Genomic DNA, 15,917 nt, shown 5'->3' with positions numbered 1-15,917 from the left:
CATGTCTGGACGTTCGATCAGTAAACTGGCCGGCGGTACGGCGGCGTTCCTCACGATCGCTTCCCTCGGCCTCGCGCTGGTGCCGCCCGTGCATGCGGAGGACTTCTTCTCGGCGCTGTTCGGCGGTTTCCGCATGCGGCCGCCGCCGGAGATCCGGATGCCGTTCCCGAACGACGACATGCCGCGCTATGACGCGCCACGCCAGCGCGCGGCCTATGGCGGCGGCACGGCCTATTGCGTGCGCGGCTGCGACGGACGTTATTTCCCGGCGCAGGGCAACGATGCCGAAAGCAAGGCGCAATCCTGCAAGAGTTTCTGCCCGGCCTCGGAAACTTCGTTGGTCTATGGCAGCAATATCGACGAGGCCACGACCCAGGCCGGAAAATCCTATTCCGACCTGCCAAACGCGTTCCGTTATCGCAACGAGATCGTCGCCGGCTGCACCTGCAACGGCAAGGATTCGGCCGGGCTGGCGCCGGTCAACGCTGCGGACGATCCGACCTTGCGCAAGGGCGACATCGTCGCGGGCAGCGACGGTCTGGTCGTCGCCAACCGCAATGCTAGCGACCGTCGCGGCGTCGCGATGAACTTCTCGCCGCTGCCGGAATCGATGCGGGCCAAGTTCCGCCAAGTGCCGGTGGTGGCGAAGGAGTAGGAGATTTCGCCAGGACGGACGACGCTAAAGACGGACGGCGCTAAAAGCGTCGCGCCCGCGCCCTACGCCGCACGGATCTTTCCGAGGAAGTCGCTGACCTCTTGGCCGAGCTGGCGGCTCTGGGTCTCCAGCGTCTCGGAGGCGTGCTTGACGTTCTCCGCAGCGCCCGCCGCGGTGTCCGCGTCGGCCTTCACGCCGGTGATGTTGTCGGAGACGTTCCGGGTGCCCTGCGCGGCGTACTGCGTGCTGCGCGTGATCTCCTGTGTGGCAGCACCCTGCTCCTGGACGGCGGCGGCGATCGCAGTGGCGACTTCGTTGACCTCGCCGATGATGCCGCCGATCGCCTGGATCGCATTGATGGCCTCGCCGGCAACTTTCTGGATGTCGGCGATCTGCTCGGAGATGTCTTCGGTCGCCTTTGCGGTCTGGCTTGCCAGCGACTTCACCTCGGAGGCGACTACGGCAAAGCCGCGGCCGGCCTCGCCGGCGCGCGCGGCCTCGATCGTGGCGTTGAGCGCCAGCAGATTGGTCTGCTGTGCGATGGTGTTGATCAGGCCGACCACCTCGCCGATGCGGCCTGCGGATTGCGCCAGCCCCTGCACGGTACCGTCGGTCTCGCGCGCCTGGTTGACGGCGCGGCTGGCAATGCCGGCGGCATGCGCGGCCTGCTGGCTGATGTCGTTGATCGAGGCACTCAGCTCCTCGGCGGCGGCCGCGACGCTGTCGACGCTGGTGGAGGCGTCATGGGACGCCTTGCCCGCGACCTCGACGCGTTCATTGGTCTGCCGCGACACTGCGGAGAGATCGCCCGAGGTCTTGCGCATCTCGCCGGAGGCGTCGCTCAGCTCGCCCAGAGACTTGCGCACGACGCCCTCGAACTCGCCGACATAAGTCTCCATCGCACGCTGCCGCGCCGCGGCCCCGCATTGCGCTCGCGCTCCTGCTCCTCGATCTTGAGCTTGTCGATCGCCTGCTGTTTGAAGGTCTCCAGCGCGCCGGCGAGTGCGCCGATCTCGTCATGGCGGTCGAGATAGCCGCTGTCGACGCCGAGATCGCCGCCTGCGACCTTGAGCATGGCATCGCGGATCCGGTGCAGCGGCGTGATCACGCGACGGCTGACCGCCAGCATGGCGGCTCCTGTCAATACCGTCGCGGCGATGAGCAGCGCCATCTGGAAGATCAGCGATTGCACCGCACTCGCGCGCTGCTCGGCGGCATGATCCTTGGCGACTTGCAGGGCGGTATCGGCGAGCTTGACCACAATCGCCATGCGGCCAACCGAGAAGGGGCTCCACTGATTAGCCGTCATCGACGGCTTCTCGCCCTTGGCGATCGTCGCGATGATGCCGTCGCGCGTCGTGGTGTATTGCGGGTCGAAATAGACCGACTTGGTCTCGCCCATGGCGGCGGAGAGCGCCGGGGGCAAATGCATGCCGGTGGCGGCAAGCTCGATCGCACTCCAGGCGGCGTCGGTGGCGCCGACGAATCTGGTGAAAGCTGCCTGAGTCTCGGGCGTGATCTTGCCGCTGGCGAGCGTATTGCCGACGATGAGAGAGGATTCGCCGGCGTTCTGGCGCAGCAGCCAGGCCATCTGCTTGATCATGAGGAGCTGGTCGATCGTTGCATCCTGGTGGTTGACGCTGGCCGCCAGCACCGGCGACAGCTGTTCGAGGATGGCCATCAGCCTGTCCTCGCTATCGAGATATTCCGTGGCGAGCGCCGTGCGGCGCGAGGCTTTTGGCCTGGCGACTTCGGTCCAGAACTCCGCCTGCTGCGCCAACAGCGCCTTGTTGAACCGGGTGAGATCCGCCACGATCGAATCGCGCTGCGGGATATCGATCGAGGGCAGGAGATCGATGGCGCGCGCGAGCGCCGGCATCAGCTCGTCACGAATGCCGCGAATGTATTTTTCGATGTCGGGATCGACCTTGATGTCACCGGTCAATTGCCGGTTGGTGGTCGAGCGGTCGGCCCGGATGTTGGCCATCGTCTTGAAGACATCGGCGGAGGCGGCAGAGACCGCGACGATCCGGTTGGCCTGTTGCAACCGCCCCCAAGAGCTCCATGCGCCGATCGTGAAGTCGATGACGACGACGAGGGCGGTGGACAGGATCACCGCCTTGAGCAGCGTGGATACGGTCAAACGATTGAGCATCGGACACCTGCGTTTCGAAGTTCGTGCCCCCCGACCGGCAGCCCCCACGAACTTCGAAACCAAAGGGATGCACGCACGAACGCGCATGCCTCCGGCAAGCGCCCGAGACGCATTTGGACCGAAAAGGGTAAAAATTTAGACAGTGAAACTGCCATAAAACGAGGGGGCGATTGCCTGCTATCTGTCAATCTGCCAGTCGTCGCGGCCTTCGCCGGGACGACACCGAGGGGTGCGGCCGGCGATCTTCGTATGAGCCGCCCTACGCCGCGCGGATCTTGCCGAGGAAGTCGCTGACCTCTTGGCCGAGCTGGCGGCTCTGGGTCTCCAGTGTCTCGGAGGCGTGCTTGACGTTCTCCGCAGCGCCCGCCGCGGTGTCCGCGTCGGCCTTCACGCCGGTGATGTTGTCGGAGACGTTCCGGGTGCCCTGCGCGGCGTACTGCGTGCTGCGCGTGATCTCCTGTGTGGCAGCACCCTGCTCCTGGACGGCGGCGGCGATCGCAGTGGCGACTTCGTTGACCTCGCCGATGATGCCGCCGATCGCCTGGATCGCATTGATGGCCTCGCCGGCAACTTTCTGGATGTCGGCGATCTGCTCGGAGATGTCTTCGGTCGCCTTTGCGGTCTGGCTTGCCAGCGACTTCACCTCGGAGGCGACCACGGCAAAGCCGCGGCCGGCCTCGCCGGCGCGCGCGGCCTCGATCGTGGCGTTGAGCGCCAGCAGATTGGTCTGCTGTGCGATGGTGTTGATCAACCCGACCACCTCGCCGATGCGGCCTGCGGATTGCGCCAGCCCCTGCACGGTACCGTCGGTCTCGCGTGCCTGGTTGACGGCGCGGCTGGCAATGCCCGCGGCATGCGCGGCCTGCTGGCTGATGTCGTTGATCGAGGCACTCAGCTCCTCGGCGGCGGCCGCGACGCTGTCGACGCTGGTGGAGGCGTCATGGGACGCCTTGCCCGCGACCTCGACGCGTTCATTGGTCTGCCGCGACACTGCGGAGAGATCGCCCGAGGTCTTGCGCATCTCGCCGGAGGCGTCGCTCAGCTCGCCGAGCGTCTTGCGCACCGCGCCTTCGAATTCGCCGACATAAGCCTCGATCGCGCGCTGCCGCGCGACGGCGCCCGCATTGCGCTCGCGCTCGTGCTCTTCGATCTTGAGCTTGTCTCCGGCTTGTTGCTTGAACGTTTCGAGCGCGCCGGCAAGCGCGCCGATCTCGTCGTTGCGGTCAAGATAGCCGCTCTCGACGGCAAGATCGCCGCCGGCGACCTTGAGCATCGCATCGCGGATGGTGTTGAGCGGACGGATGACGCGGCGGCTGACCAGCATGATCGCGCCGACGGCGAGGCCAATTGCGAGCGCCAGCAGCACCAGCTGCACGGTCAGCGCGCGCTGCGCGGCGCCGCGCTGCTCCGTTGTATGCGCTTTGGCGGCGTCGAGCGCGCCTTCCGCGACCGCGACCGCGCTCGCCATGCGGCCGACCGTGAGCGGGCTCCATTGGTTCGCCGTCATCTCGGACTTCTCGCCCTTGACCAGCGCATCCGCGAGGCGGTCGCGCAGAGCCAGATATGGCGGCTCGAAATAGGCTGCCTTCGCGGCTGCCATGGCCGAGGCGAGCTCTGCCGGCAGCTGCATGCCCGAAGTCGACAGCTCTAGCGCCTTCCACATCGCGCTCGTGCCGCCAACATATTGGGTGTAGGCGTATCGGGTCTCCGGTGAGATTTTGCCGGCGTTGAGGCCGATCGAGACGATCAGCGAGGCTTCGCCCGCGGTGTTGCGCAGCAGCCAGGCGTTCTGCTTGATGGACAGCAGTTGGTCGATCTCCGCGTCCTGATGGTTGACGGTAGCGGCCAGGATGTTCGAGAGCTTGTCGAGCGTGTCGAGCAGGCCCTGGGTCGTCTCCATATATTCCTTCGGCAGGCCCGCGCGGCGCTGGTCCCTGGGTTTCGCGACGTCCTCCCAGAACTGCTTCTGTTCGTCCGTCAGCAGCTTGAAGAGACGCGCGAGCTCCGGCACCAGCGTGCCGGATTGTGGGAAGTCGATGGTCGGCAACAACTCGAGGGCGCGCGCCATCGCCGGCATCTGGGCGTCGCGCAAGGCGCGGAGATACTTCTCGATGTCCGGATCCATCGGCTCCGTCGTGTTGAGGAGCCGCGTGGTGGTCGAGCGGTCGGTGCGCAGATTGTGCATCGCCTTGAACAGATCGGCGGAGGCATCCGCAACTTGCGAGATACGGTTGGTGGCCTTGAGGCGACCCCAGGACTCGTGGGCGGTGAGCGAGAGCGCGATCACCACGCAGACCGACGTGATCGCGATCACCGCCTTCAGCAACGCGGATACGGTCAGACGATTCAGCATCGAAGCCCCCAATAGCAAAAAATTCAAAATCTAAGGCGCTCCCAGGCAACTGCGAAAACAGGGAGGCGCCGCATGGTCGGCCATCGCATGCCGCTCGCGGCACACCACAAACGGTTTCTGCATCTGAAACAAAAAGGGTAAAGGTTTAGGCAGCCGAGAGCCCGGTAGAAGTACGTATTTTACGAGAAGTTGCAGAGGGTTGCCTCTATGGAACCAGCGCCCGGGTTGCGCGTTAAGACATTGTCAGCAATTTGCCTTAAGGGGGGTCCTCGCGATGCTGGTCGGCGTACTCGTCACCTTTCTTGTCGTTATTCTCGTCCTTTATCTCATCAACATGCTCCCGATGGACGGCCGCGCCAAGCAGATCGCGCGGGTGGTCGTCATCATCATCGGCATCGTCTCGCTGCTGAAATATCTCGCGGTGTTTTAGCCGGGCTTTCGTAGCCCGGATGGAGCAGCGCAATCCGGGTCTTGCTCCATGCGATAGCGGCCCCGGATTACGCTGCGCTCCATCCGGGCTACTGCTCCAACAAAAAAGCCCCGGCGTGAGCCGGGGCTTTGGTGTGGAGCGGTCGAGCTTAGCCGGCCGTCTTGCTACCCGGCCGCCTTGGCCTCGCGGCGGCGTGCCGTGAGGATGTATTCGGTGTAGCCGTTCGGCTGCGTGCGGCCCTTGAAGACGAGGTCGCAGGCGGCCTTGAAGGCGACACCGTCAAAGGCAGGGGCCATCGGCTTGTAGATGGGGTCGCCCGCGTTCTGCTTGTCGACGACGACGGCCATGCGCTTGAGCGATTCCATCACCTGCGCTTCGGTGATGACACCCTGGTGCAGCCAGTTGGCGAGGTGCTGGCTCGAGATGCGCAAGGTGGCGCGGTCTTCCATGAGGCCGACGTCGTGAATATCAGGCACCTTGGAGCAGCCGACGCCCTGGTCGATCCAGCGAACGACATAGCCCAGAATGCCCTGGCAATTGTTGTCGATCTCCTGCTTGACGTCGTCGGGCGCCCAGTTCGACTTCGACACCGGAATGGTGAGGATGTCGGAAAGTTTGGCGCGAGGCCCGCCCTTGGTCAGCTCCTGCTGGCGCGCGGTGACATTGACCTGATGATAGTGCAGGGCGTGCAGCGTCGCCGCGGTCGGCGACGGCACCCAGGCGGTGGTGGCGCCGGCCTGCGGATGCGCGAGCTTCTGTTGCAGCATGTCCGCCATCTTGTCCGGCGCAGCCCACATGCCCTTGCCGATCTGGGCGTGGCCGGGCAGGCCACAGGTCAGGCCCATGTCGACGTTCCAGTCCTCATAGGCCTTGATCCAGGCCTGCGCCTTCATCTCGTTCTTGCGGATCATCGGGCCCGCTTCCATCGAGGTGTGGATCTCGTCGCCAGTGCGGTCGAGGAAGCCGGTGTTGATGAACATGATGCGCTTGGAGGCGCGCTGGATGCAGGCCTTGAGGTTGACGGTGGTGCGCCGCTCCTCGTCCATGATGCCGACCTTGAGCGTGTTCTCGGGGAGGCCCAGCATCTTCTCGACACGATCGAAGATCTCGCAGGTCAGCGACACCTCGTCCGGGCCGTGCATCTTCGGCTTGACGATATAGACCGAACCCGTGCGGCTGTTCCTGACCTTGGAATTGCCCTTCAAGTCATGGATGGCGAGAAGGCCCGAGACCGCGGCATCGAGCAGGCCTTCCGGAATCTCCTCGCCGGTCTCGTCCAGCACCGCATCCGTGAACATGTGGTGACCGCAATTGCGCATCAGGAGCAGGCTGCGGCCGTGCAGCCTGACCTCGCCCTTGCCATCCGGCGTCTTGTAGCTGCGGTCGGCGTTGAGCGAGCGCGTCAGCGTCTTGCCGCCCTTCTCGAAATCGGCCGACAGCGTCCCGTTCATCAGGCCGAGCGTGTTGCGGTAGACCAGCACCTTGTCTTCGGCATCGACAGCCGCCACCGAGTCCTCCATGTCGAGGATGGTGGAGACCGCGGATTCCATGATCATGTCGGCGACGCCGGCCGGATCGTCCTTGCCGATCGTGCTGCTGCGGTCGATCTTCACCTCGACGTGCAGGCCGTTGTTGGCGAGCAGCACGGCCGACGGCGCTGCCGCATCGCCCTGGAAACCGGCGAACTGCGCAGCGTTCTTGAGCGCGGTGGCGTTGCCGCTCTTCAGCTTGACCGCGAGTTGGCCTGCGACCACGCTGTAGGCGGTCACGTCGGTATGGCTGCCGGTGGCGGGCGGCACGGCGGCATCGAGGAAGGCTTTTGCTTTGGCGATCACCTTGTCGCCGCGCGCCTTGTTGTAACCCTTGCCGCTCTCGGACGCATCGTGCGGGATGGCGTCGGTGCCGTAGAAGGCATCATAGAGCGAGCCCCAGCGCGCATTGGCGGCGTTCAGCGCATAGCGCGCATTGGTCAGGGGCACGACGAGTTGCGGACCGCAGATCGTGCCGATTTCTTCATCGACATTGGCGGTCTCGACCTTCTGCGTCGCAGGTTCGGGGACGAGATAGCCGATTTCCTTCAGGAAGGCGGTATAGGCATTGAGGTCGAACGCCTTGCCCTTGTTGGCGCGGTGCCACTCGTCGATCTTGGCCTGGAGCGTGTCACGGACGGCGAGCAGCGCGCGGTTCTTCGGCCCCAGCTCCTTGACGATAGCGGCCAGCCCGGCCCAGAACGCATCCGGCGCGATCCCTGTTTTCGGGGCCGCTTCCTTGGCGATGAAATCGAACAGGACCGGGGCGATCTTCAATCCGTGGGCGTCGACGCGTTTCATGATGGTCTTTCTTGTTGGAAATGGCTGTTTTTGGCTGCTCTTGACCCGACAGCAGCAAAATGCGCCCGCAAAGAGCGGCTTTCGAGGTCCTATTAGCCTCAAAATCGGGGCCGTGAGAAGGGCCCCGGCGTCTGTCAAAATGTCAATGAAGGGTGGGCGGCAGCCTCACGGACCGCTGTCATTCCCCGCGAAGGCGGGGAATCCAGTACGCCGAGGCTTCTCCGTATCCCAACGCCCTCTCTGGAATACTGGGTCGCCCGGTCAAGCCGGGCGACGACAGCGAGGGAGTAGGACCGCCTCAAATATTCGCGGCCAGATCGACGACCTCGTCGAACAGCACGCCGGTCGCCTTCAGCATCTGTTCGATCTCGTCCGCGGCCTCGGCGACCGTCCGCTTCGACGTGTCGATCACGAGCTCGGCCGCCTGTGGCGCCTCGTAGTCATTGCCGATACCGGTGAACGACGCGAGCGTGCCGGCGCGGGCCTTTTTGTAGTGGCCCTTGGGATCGCGCTCCTCGCAAACCTCGGCTGGCGTCGCGACGTGGATCTCGCGAAACGCAGTGTCGGCGATGCGGCGTGCGGTGGCGCGGTCCTCGCGAGCGGGCGACACAGCGGCGACGATGGCGATATGGCCATTGCGCGCCAGATGCGTCGCGACCTCGGCAAGCCTGCGGATGTTCTCGCTGCGGTCGGCGGCGGAGAATCCGAGATCGTTGTTGAGCCCGGCACGCACCGTGTCGCCGTCGAGCAGGATCGGCGAGCCGCCGTTGGTGAACAGCCGCCGCTCCAAGGCCTTGGCCAGCGTCGACTTGCCGGAAGCCGGCAGGCCGGTGAGCCAGACCACCGCGCCATTGTGCTGGTAGCGCGCGGAGCGCTCGTCAGGACGAAGCGCCGATTCCACCGGCACGATATCGACGGGCACGGCGCGCTGGCCGGCATCGACCGACAGCACGAGGCCGCCGCCGGCGATGCGCCCGGACACCTCGATCACGAGACGGCCGGTGCGCGGATTCTCGGTGTAGGGATCGGTCGCGATCGGATTGGACAGGGAGATGTCGATCTCGCCGACATGGTTGCGGCCGATTGCCTTGTTCTCGATGCTCGAGAGCTCGCCGGGGTCGACTGCCTTCTCGATCGCAACGACGGTGGCGCGGCTTTCCTTCGGCCCGCAACGCACCAGGAGCTGGTCGCCCTTGGCGAGCGGCTTGTCGTGCAGCCAGAAGATGCGCGCGCGCAACCGTCGCGTCTCGCGCGGAGCGGCGTTCGCATGCGCGATGATGTCGCCGCGCTCGATGAAGAGCTCGCGGTCGAGTGTGATGCCGACCGAGCGGCCGGCGCCCTGACGGCCGGCGACCGGCGTGATCGGCCAGCTCTCGACCGTCTTGATCCTGGCGATCTTGCCGGCCGGCATGATCACGATCTCGTCGCCGGCAATGAGGCTGCCGGATTCGATCCGGCCGGCCACGATGCGGCGATCGTCGAATTTGTAGATCGCCTGCACCGGCAGGCGCAGCGACAGCGCTTCCAGCGGGCGCGCCGGCTCCAGCCGGTCCAGCGCCTCGACCACGGTCGGCCCGTTGTACCAGCCGATGCGGTCGGTGCGCTCGGCGACGCCGTCGCCGTCGCGGGCGGAAATCGGGATCACAGCCGTGGGCCTCACGCCGAGGCCTTGCAGATGCGCCGAAATCTCCTCGCTGATCGCCTTGAAGCGCTCGGCGGAGAAATCAACGCGGTCCATCTTGTTGACGACGATCGCGACCTGCTTCACGCCGAGCAGATGCAGGAGATAGCCGTGCCGCCGGGTTTGGTCACGCACGCCTTCGAGCGCGTCGATGATCAGCACCGCGCCGTCGGCCTGCGAGGCGCCGGTGATCATGTTGCGCAGGAATTCCGCATGGCCGGGCGCATCGATCAGGACGATGTCGCGCGAATTGGTGCGGAAGCGGATCTGGGTGGTGTCGATGGTGATGCCCTGGTCGCGCTCGGTCTGCAGCGCGTCGAGCAGGAACGACCATTCGAACGGCATGCCGCGCCGCGCGCTGACGGCTTTGAGCATCTCGAGCTTGCCGTCGGGCAGGCTGCCGGTCTCATGCAGGAGGCGGCCGACCAGTGTCGACTTGCCGTGGTCGACATGGCCGACGATGACGATGCGGACCTGCGGTCGCGTCGTGCCGTTTGGCATCGACGTCGTGCCGTTTGGCATCGAGCTGGTGTCGTTCGGGGCGGGCGAAGCGGGGGTGACGATCATGTTCATAGCCGCGGTGCGTCCTTGAAAATCAGAGATAGCCGGCGACGCGCAGGCGCTCGAAGGCGTCTTCGGTCTCGTGATCGAGCGCACGGCCGGCACGCTCCGGCACCTTGGTCTGCTCGAGCTCGGCCAGGATCTCGTCGATGTTCGACGCGGTCGAAGCGACCGGATTGGTGATGTCCTGGTCACCCAGCGAGCGATAGCGCTTGCCGTCCTTGGCGAGATAGAGCGGGATGATCGGGATGTTCTCGCGCTTGGTGTAGGCCCAGATATCGGACTCGGTCCAATGCAGGATCGGGTGAATGCGCAAATGCGCGCCTTGCGGCGGCGACGCATTGAAGTGATCCCAGAACTCCGGCGGCTGGTCGCGCACGTCCCAATTGCCCTCCAGTCCGCGCGGCGAGAACACCCGCTCCTTGGCGCGCGTGGCCTCCTCGTCGCGGCGAATGCCGGCGATCAGGCCGTCGAAGCCGTATTTGCCGAGCGCCATCTTGAGGCCCTCGGTCTTGCGCGCGGCGGAACGGGCGGCCGGCGGCAGCGTTGGATCGACGGCATCGATGGGCGGGCAGGGCTCGACTCGCAGGTCGAGATCCCACTCTTTCCCGTAATGGTCGCGGAAGCGATACATCTCCGGAAACTTCTTGCCGGTGTCGACATGAAGCGCCGGGAACGGCAGGCGGCCGAGGAACGCTTTCCGCGCCAGCCAGATCATGACGTTGGAGTCCTTGCCCAGCGACCACAGCAGCGCGATCTTCTTCAGGCGGGCAAAGGCCTCGCGAAAGATATAGATGCTTTGCGCCTCGAGCTGGTCGAGGTGGTCCATGCTGGGGGCAAGCTCGGCAGAAAATTCTTCAGAGCGCGCGCGATCGATGAACGCGGGGCTGCTCACTCGATCAGCAGCGGAATCGTCCTTGAGAAGATGCATCTCTGCCACTTTGCGTTTGGAGGCGAAAATTCTATAGTTGCGGTGCAAGAGAGAAGAAAAAATTTTCTCTTTGCGCGCTCGAAACGACACATATATAGAAAATAATTCCAGTCAACCCCGCATGTGGGGCAAGCGAGTATCGTATGCGGTTCTTGCCGGTGTTCCTCGATCTCAAGGCCGGTCCGGTAATCCTCATCGGCGCGGGAGAGCTTTTGCGCGCCAAGCTGCGCGTGCTCGCCGCCGCCGGCGCGCGCATTCGCGTGCATGCGATCGACGGCAATCAAGATCTCGGCCTCGGGTCCGATGACACCGCGCGGGTGACTTTTGCCGATGGCGATCCGCTGACCGCCGATCTTTCCGGCGTGATCGCGATCGTCTGCGCCGGCGCCGGCGATGTCGGCGTCGCAATGTCGGTGCGCGCCAAGGCGCTGGGTCTTCCTGTCAACGTCATGGACGACCTCGAGCATTCCAGCTTCATCTTCCCGGCGATTGTCGATCGCGGCGACGTCGTGGTCGCGGTCGGCACCGGTGGTACGTCGCCGGTGGTGGCGCGGCGCGTGCGCGAGAAGATCGAGGCGCTGCTGCCGGCGCGGATCGGCGAGCTCGCCGGGTTCATCGGCGGCTTCCGCAAATCCGTCAACGAGCGCATCGCCGAGTTTCCGTTGCGCCGCCGCTTCTGGGAGCGCGTGATCGACGGTCCGATCGGGGCCGCCGTGCTCGCCGGCCGCAAGGGCGAGGCGGAAGCCGCGCTCAAGACGATCTCCGATCCGTCTGCGTTTGCTCGGGCCGACAAGCCGGAAGGCTCCGTCGCGTTGGTCGGCGCCGGCCCCGGCGATCCGGATTTGCTCACCATCAAGGCCCTGCGCGCGCTCCAGGATGCCGATATCGTCTTCCATGACGAATTGGTCTCACCCGAAATTCTCGACCGCATCCGCCGCGACACCACGCGCGTCGCGGTCGGCCGCCGCGTCGGCAAGCCCGGCATCGGCCAGGACGCCATCAACAAGCGCATGATCAAGGCCGCGCAATCGGGCCAGCGTGTGGTGCGGTTGAAGGGCGGCGATCCCTTCGTGTTCGGCCGCGGCGGTGAAGAGGTCGAGGCGCTGCGTGCCGCCGCCGTGGCCTATTCGATCATTCCCGGCATCACCGCAGGGCTCGGCGGCGCCGCGGATTTCGAGGTGCCGCTTACCTACCGTCATGAAGCGACCCGCATCACCTTCCTCACCGCGCACAGGGCGCGTGATGCGGAGGCGGTGGATTGGTCCACGCTCACGGACACCAAGATGACCGTCGTCGTTTATATGGGCATGACCGCGGCACCCGCCGTGCGCGCCGGCCTGTTTGCCGCCGGCCGCTCGCCGGAGACCCCGGTCGGCGTGTTTGCCCGCGTCACGCGTTCCGACGCGCAAGGCGCGATGGGCACGCTGCGCGATCTGCCCGAGCTCGTGCGGCGGACCCAGGGCGGTCCAGCCATCCTCATCATCGGCGACGTGGTCCGGCATGCCGGTTCGCTTCGCCGCGACACATCCGAGAAAACCCCAAAGCAAATCATCTCTGACCTATTGGATGCAGCCGAATGACCTCCCCGCTCGAACAGAAGAAGATCAAGATCGCCGGCCCCTCGGTCGTGACCGCCAACCGCACCTGGGATGGCATCGTGGTCTACCGCACCACCGCAAAGGGTTGGTCCGCGGACCTCTCGGAAGCCGCGATCGTGCGCAACTCCGACGAGGCGAAGGCGTTGCTTGCCGAGTCCGTGGCCGATGACGTCGGCGCGATCGGCCCCTATATCGCCCCGGTGCAGATCGGCGACGACGGCAAGGTCCAGCCCGGCAATTTGCGTGAACAGATCCGCCGCACCGGCGTCACCATCGGATCGCCGGTCCAGGCTTAAGGCACTCCGTTATGTATGCTTACGACGAAATCGACCGCACGCTGGTCAACGAACGCGTCTTGGAATTCCGCGACCAGGTGAAGCGGCGCCTTTCTGGCGAGCTCACCGAGGACGAGTTCAAGATCCTGCGGCTCCAGAACGGCGTCTATTTGCAATTGCACGCCTACATGTTCCGCGTCGCGATCCCCTACGGGACGCTGGCGTCGAACCAGTTGCGGCAGCTTGCCCATGTCGCGCGCAAATACGACCGCGGCTACGGCCATTTCACCACGCGGCAGAACATCCAGTTCAACTGGATCAAGCTCGCCGAGCTGCCGGATGCGTTGGCCGATCTCGCCGAGGTCGGCATTCATGCGATGCAGACCTCCGGCAACAACATGCGCAACGTCACCTCGGACCAGTGGGCGGGCGTCGCGCCCGGCGAGATCGAGGACCCGCGGATCTGGTCGGAGCTGATCCGCCAGCACACCACGCTGCATCCCGAATTCTCGTTCCTGCCGCGCAAGTTCAAGATCGCGATCACCGCGTCGGATCACGATCGCGCCGCGATCAAGATTCACGACATCGGCCTGCGCCTGATCAAGAACGAGAAGGGCGAGACCGGGTTCGAGGTGCTGGTCGGCGGCGGCCTCGGCCGTACGCCGTTCATCGCCAAGACCATCAAGCACTTCGTCCATGGCCGCGACATCCTGAGCTATATCGAGGCCATCCTGCGCGTCTACAACCAGTACGGCCGCCGCGACAACATCTACAAGGCGCGCATCAAGATCCTGGTGCACGAGCTCGGCATCGAGAAATTCTCCCGCGAGGTCGAGGAAGAGTGGCAGCATATCCGCAACTCCTCGCTGCAGATCGACGACGAGGTGATCGAGGACATCCGCTCGCGCTTCACCTATCCTGCCTACGAGAAGCTGCCGCACAATCCCGACGAGCTGCGTCAGGCTGCGGCCGATGCGGATTTCGAGGCCTGGCGCAAGAACTCGGTCGCCCCGCACAAGGTGCAGGGCTATTCCATCGTCACGATCTCGCTGAAGCCGATCGGTGCGCCTCCGGGGCGACGCCACCGCCGAGCAGATGGATGCGCTGGCCGATCTCGCCGACAAATACTCGTTCGGTGAAATTCGCGTCGGCCACGAGCAGAACCTGGCGCTGCCGCATGTCGCCAAGCGCGATCTCCCTGCGCTGTGGAAGGCGCTCGACAAACTTGGGCTTGCCACGCCGAACGTCAACTTGATCACCGACATCATCGCCTGTCCGGGGCTCGACTATTGCTCGCTGGCGAACGCGCGCTCGATTCCGATCGCGCAGGAGCTGACGCGGCGCTTCGCCAATCACGAGCTCGCCAATTTGATCGGCCGGCTGCACATCAACATCTCCGGCTGCATCAATGCCTGCGGCCATCACCATGTCGGCCATATCGGCATTCTCGGTGTCGAGAAGAACGGCGAGGAGGTCTATCAGATCACCATCGGCGGCCGCGCCGACGAGAACGCCGCGCTCGGCAATCTGATCGGGCCCGGCGTCAAGTTCGACGAGGTTGCCGACGTCGTCGAGGACATCGTGGAAGCCTATCTGGCGCTGCGCGAGCGGCCGGAAGAGCTTTTCATGGACACGGTGAAACGCCTCGGCGTCGAACCCTTCAAGGAGCGCGTCTATGCCACTCGTTAACGGCGGAAAGATCGTCGACGACAGCTTCGTCAAGCTCGCCGTCGACACCCCGCTGCCGGAGGGCGGTGACATCCTGGTGCCGGCCGAGCGATTCCTGACCGATGCCGACGCGCTGCTGAAGCGCGGCGGCAAGGTCGGCGTGATCTGGCCGAACAACCGCGACATCGCTGAGCTCGTGCCTTATCTCGGCAAGATCGCCGTCGTCGCGTTGGTGTTCCCGACGTTCCGCGACGGCCGCGCCTACAGCCAGGCCCGGCGGCTGCGCGAGCGCTACGGCTATCGCGGTGATCTGCGTGCCACCGGCCAGGTGCTGCGCGACCAGTTCGTGTTCATGCTGCGCGCCGGCTTCGATTCCTTCGAGGTCAAGAAGCAGGCCGACGCGGAAGCCTTCATGCAGACCGCGAAGCGCTACTCGGTGTTCTATCAGCCGACCGGTGACGGCCGGATCACGGCGCTGCACCGGCGCATGCAGTTGCGTCATTCGGAAGGTGTCGGCACGTGAACGCGATTGCGCCTCAGGTCTCGTCAATCTCCGAGCTGCCCTCGGCGGAGCAGCTCGACCGCGCCTTGCGCGATGCCTCGCCCGCGGAGATCATCGCCGCGGCCCTGAAGACGGTCGGCCGCGACAAGCTTGCGCTGGTGTCCTCGTTCGGCACGGAATCGGCGACGCTGCTCAAGGTGATGGCGGATGTCGACCCGGCGATTCCGGTGATCTTCCTCGATACCGGCTGGCTGTTCGAGGAGACGCTGGCCTATCGCGACACGCTGGTCGCGACGCTGGGGTTGAAGGATGTCCGTTCGATCAAGCCCGCGGAAGAGACGCTGTCGCGCGAGGATCCCGATCGTGATCTCTGGTTCTCAGATCCCGACGCCTGCTGCCGTATTCGCAAGGTGGAACCGCTGGCGCGTGCGCTGAAGCCGTTCTCGGCCTGGATCAACGGCCGCAAGCGCTTCCAGGGCAATGCGCGTGCCCAGATTCCGGTGGTCGAGGACGACGGCGCGCGGCTGAAATTCAATCCCTTCGCCAATGTCTCGCGCGAGGAGCTCGAGGCGATTTTCGTCCGCGCCAAATTGCCGCGGCATCCTTTGGCGGCGTCCGGATTTCTCTCCGTTGGTTGCATGCCTTGCACCAGCCGAACGGCCGAAGGCGAGGACGAGCGCGCCGGTCGGTGGCGCGGTCGCGCCAAGACAGAATGCGGCATCCACACCATGAAGATTTCGTAGCACAGTCAGGCTGCAACGTCGCCAACAAGGAAATC

General features: G+C 65.0%; 10 protein-coding genes and 2 pseudogenes. 7 read left to right on the top strand and 5 right to left on the bottom strand.

The window, feature by feature from the left end; translation table 11 throughout:
- Position 1: 1 nt before the first annotated feature.
- Positions 2 to 655: a DUF2865 domain-containing protein gene (locus AB8Z38_RS18865; RefSeq protein WP_369726464.1), complete on the top strand. Its 654-nt coding sequence runs from the start codon at positions 2 to 4 to the stop codon at positions 653 to 655.
- Positions 656 to 717: 62 nt separating this feature from the next.
- On the opposite strand, the pseudogene AB8Z38_RS18860 reads toward AB8Z38_RS18865, so the two are convergent.
- A pseudogene (locus AB8Z38_RS18860) lies at positions 718 to 2,810 on the bottom strand (methyl-accepting chemotaxis protein).
- A 259-nt stretch (positions 2,811 to 3,069) separates the two neighbouring features.
- Complete coding sequence (locus tag AB8Z38_RS18855; protein WP_369726463.1) at positions 3,070 to 5,163, bottom strand: methyl-accepting chemotaxis protein; 2,094 nt, start codon at positions 5,161 to 5,163, stop codon at positions 3,070 to 3,072.
- Between the two features lie 274 nt (positions 5,164 to 5,437).
- Here AB8Z38_RS18855 and AB8Z38_RS18850 point away from each other — a divergent pair, with 274 nt between their 5' ends.
- Positions 5,438 to 5,593 (top strand): Thivi_2564 family membrane protein, encoded by a 156-nt coding sequence (locus AB8Z38_RS18850; RefSeq protein ID WP_007599832.1) that lies wholly within the window; start codon positions 5,438 to 5,440, stop codon positions 5,591 to 5,593.
- A 164-nt stretch (positions 5,594 to 5,757) separates the two neighbouring features.
- Here the strand turns inward: AB8Z38_RS18850 and AB8Z38_RS18845 are convergent, their stop codons facing one another.
- From AB8Z38_RS18845 to cysD, 3 genes are all read right to left on the bottom strand, one after another.
- Positions 5,758 to 7,923: a malate synthase G gene (locus AB8Z38_RS18845; RefSeq protein WP_369726462.1), complete on the bottom strand. Its 2,166-nt coding sequence runs from the start codon at positions 7,921 to 7,923 to the stop codon at positions 5,758 to 5,760.
- Positions 7,924 to 8,221: 298 nt separating this feature from the next.
- The gene (gene cysC, locus AB8Z38_RS18840; RefSeq protein ID WP_369726461.1) at positions 8,222 to 10,177 is read right to left on the bottom strand and encodes an adenylyl-sulfate kinase; all 1,956 of its coding nucleotides are present in this window, start codon (positions 10,175 to 10,177) and stop codon (positions 8,222 to 8,224) included.
- A gap of 22 nt (positions 10,178 to 10,199) precedes the next feature.
- Entirely contained in the window at positions 10,200 to 10,994 is a 795-nt protein-coding gene (gene cysD / locus AB8Z38_RS18835) for a sulfate adenylyltransferase subunit CysD (RefSeq protein WP_369726540.1), read from the bottom strand.
- Positions 10,995 to 11,239: 245 nt separating this feature from the next.
- Between cysD and cysG the strand changes: the two genes are divergently transcribed.
- The 5 genes and pseudogenes from cysG to AB8Z38_RS18810 all read left to right on the top strand — a co-directional run bounded on the left by cysG (position 11,240) and on the right by AB8Z38_RS18810 (position 15,882).
- The gene (gene cysG, locus AB8Z38_RS18830) at positions 11,240 to 12,676 is read left to right on the top strand and encodes a siroheme synthase CysG (RefSeq protein ID WP_369726460.1); all 1,437 of its coding nucleotides are present in this window, start codon (positions 11,240 to 11,242) and stop codon (positions 12,674 to 12,676) included.
- Positions 12,673 to 12,990 carry a DUF2849 domain-containing protein gene (locus tag AB8Z38_RS18825; RefSeq protein ID WP_369726459.1) on the top strand — a complete coding sequence of 106 codons (318 nt, stop codon included), beginning with the start codon at positions 12,673 to 12,675 and terminating at the stop codon, positions 12,988 to 12,990. The genes cysG and AB8Z38_RS18825 overlap by 4 nt, the downstream gene beginning before the upstream one ends.
- 11 nt (positions 12,991 to 13,001) lie before the next feature.
- A pseudogene (locus tag AB8Z38_RS18820) lies at positions 13,002 to 14,658 on the top strand (nitrite/sulfite reductase).
- Positions 14,645 to 15,160, top strand: a complete 516-nt coding sequence (locus AB8Z38_RS18815) for a DUF934 domain-containing protein (RefSeq protein WP_369726458.1) — start codon at positions 14,645 to 14,647, stop codon at positions 15,158 to 15,160. The pseudogene AB8Z38_RS18820 and the gene AB8Z38_RS18815 overlap by 14 nt, the downstream one beginning before the upstream one ends.
- On the top strand, positions 15,157 to 15,882 hold the full coding sequence (locus tag AB8Z38_RS18810; RefSeq protein ID WP_369726457.1) for a phosphoadenylyl-sulfate reductase: 726 nt from the start codon (positions 15,157 to 15,159) through the stop codon (positions 15,880 to 15,882). Before AB8Z38_RS18815 ends, AB8Z38_RS18810 begins: the two co-directional genes overlap by 4 nt.
- Positions 15,883 to 15,917 lie beyond the last annotated feature (35 nt).

Origin of the sequence: Bradyrhizobium sp. LLZ17 (assembly GCF_041200145.1) — a bacterium.
GTDB lineage: Bacteria > Pseudomonadota > Alphaproteobacteria > Rhizobiales > Xanthobacteraceae > Bradyrhizobium.
This window is presented reverse-complemented; position numbering and strand designations above follow the sequence as displayed.

Bases quoted from the DNA above. Each gene is read 5' to 3' on its own strand.
- AB8Z38_RS18865 (WP_369726464.1), top strand. From the start codon at position 2: ATGTCTGGACGTTCGATCAGTAAACTGGCCGGCGGTACGGCGGCGTTC.
- AB8Z38_RS18855 (WP_369726463.1), bottom strand. From the start codon at position 5,163: ATGCTGAATCGTCTGACCGTATCCGCGTTGCTGAAGGCGGTGATCGCG.
- AB8Z38_RS18850 (WP_007599832.1), top strand. From the start codon at position 5,438: ATGCTGGTCGGCGTACTCGTCACCTTTCTTGTCGTTATTCTCGTCCTT.
- AB8Z38_RS18845 (WP_369726462.1), bottom strand. From the start codon at position 7,923: ATGAAACGCGTCGACGCCCACGGATTGAAGATCGCCCCGGTCCTGTTC.
- cysC (WP_369726461.1), bottom strand. From the start codon at position 10,177: ATGAACATGATCGTCACCCCCGCTTCGCCCGCCCCGAACGACACCAGC.
- cysD (WP_369726540.1), bottom strand. From the start codon at position 10,994: ATGGACCACCTCGACCAGCTCGAGGCGCAAAGCATCTATATCTTTCGC.
- cysG (WP_369726460.1), top strand. From the start codon at position 11,240: ATGCGGTTCTTGCCGGTGTTCCTCGATCTCAAGGCCGGTCCGGTAATC.
- AB8Z38_RS18825 (WP_369726459.1), top strand. From the start codon at position 12,673: ATGACCTCCCCGCTCGAACAGAAGAAGATCAAGATCGCCGGCCCCTCG.
- AB8Z38_RS18815 (WP_369726458.1), top strand. From the start codon at position 14,645: ATGCCACTCGTTAACGGCGGAAAGATCGTCGACGACAGCTTCGTCAAG.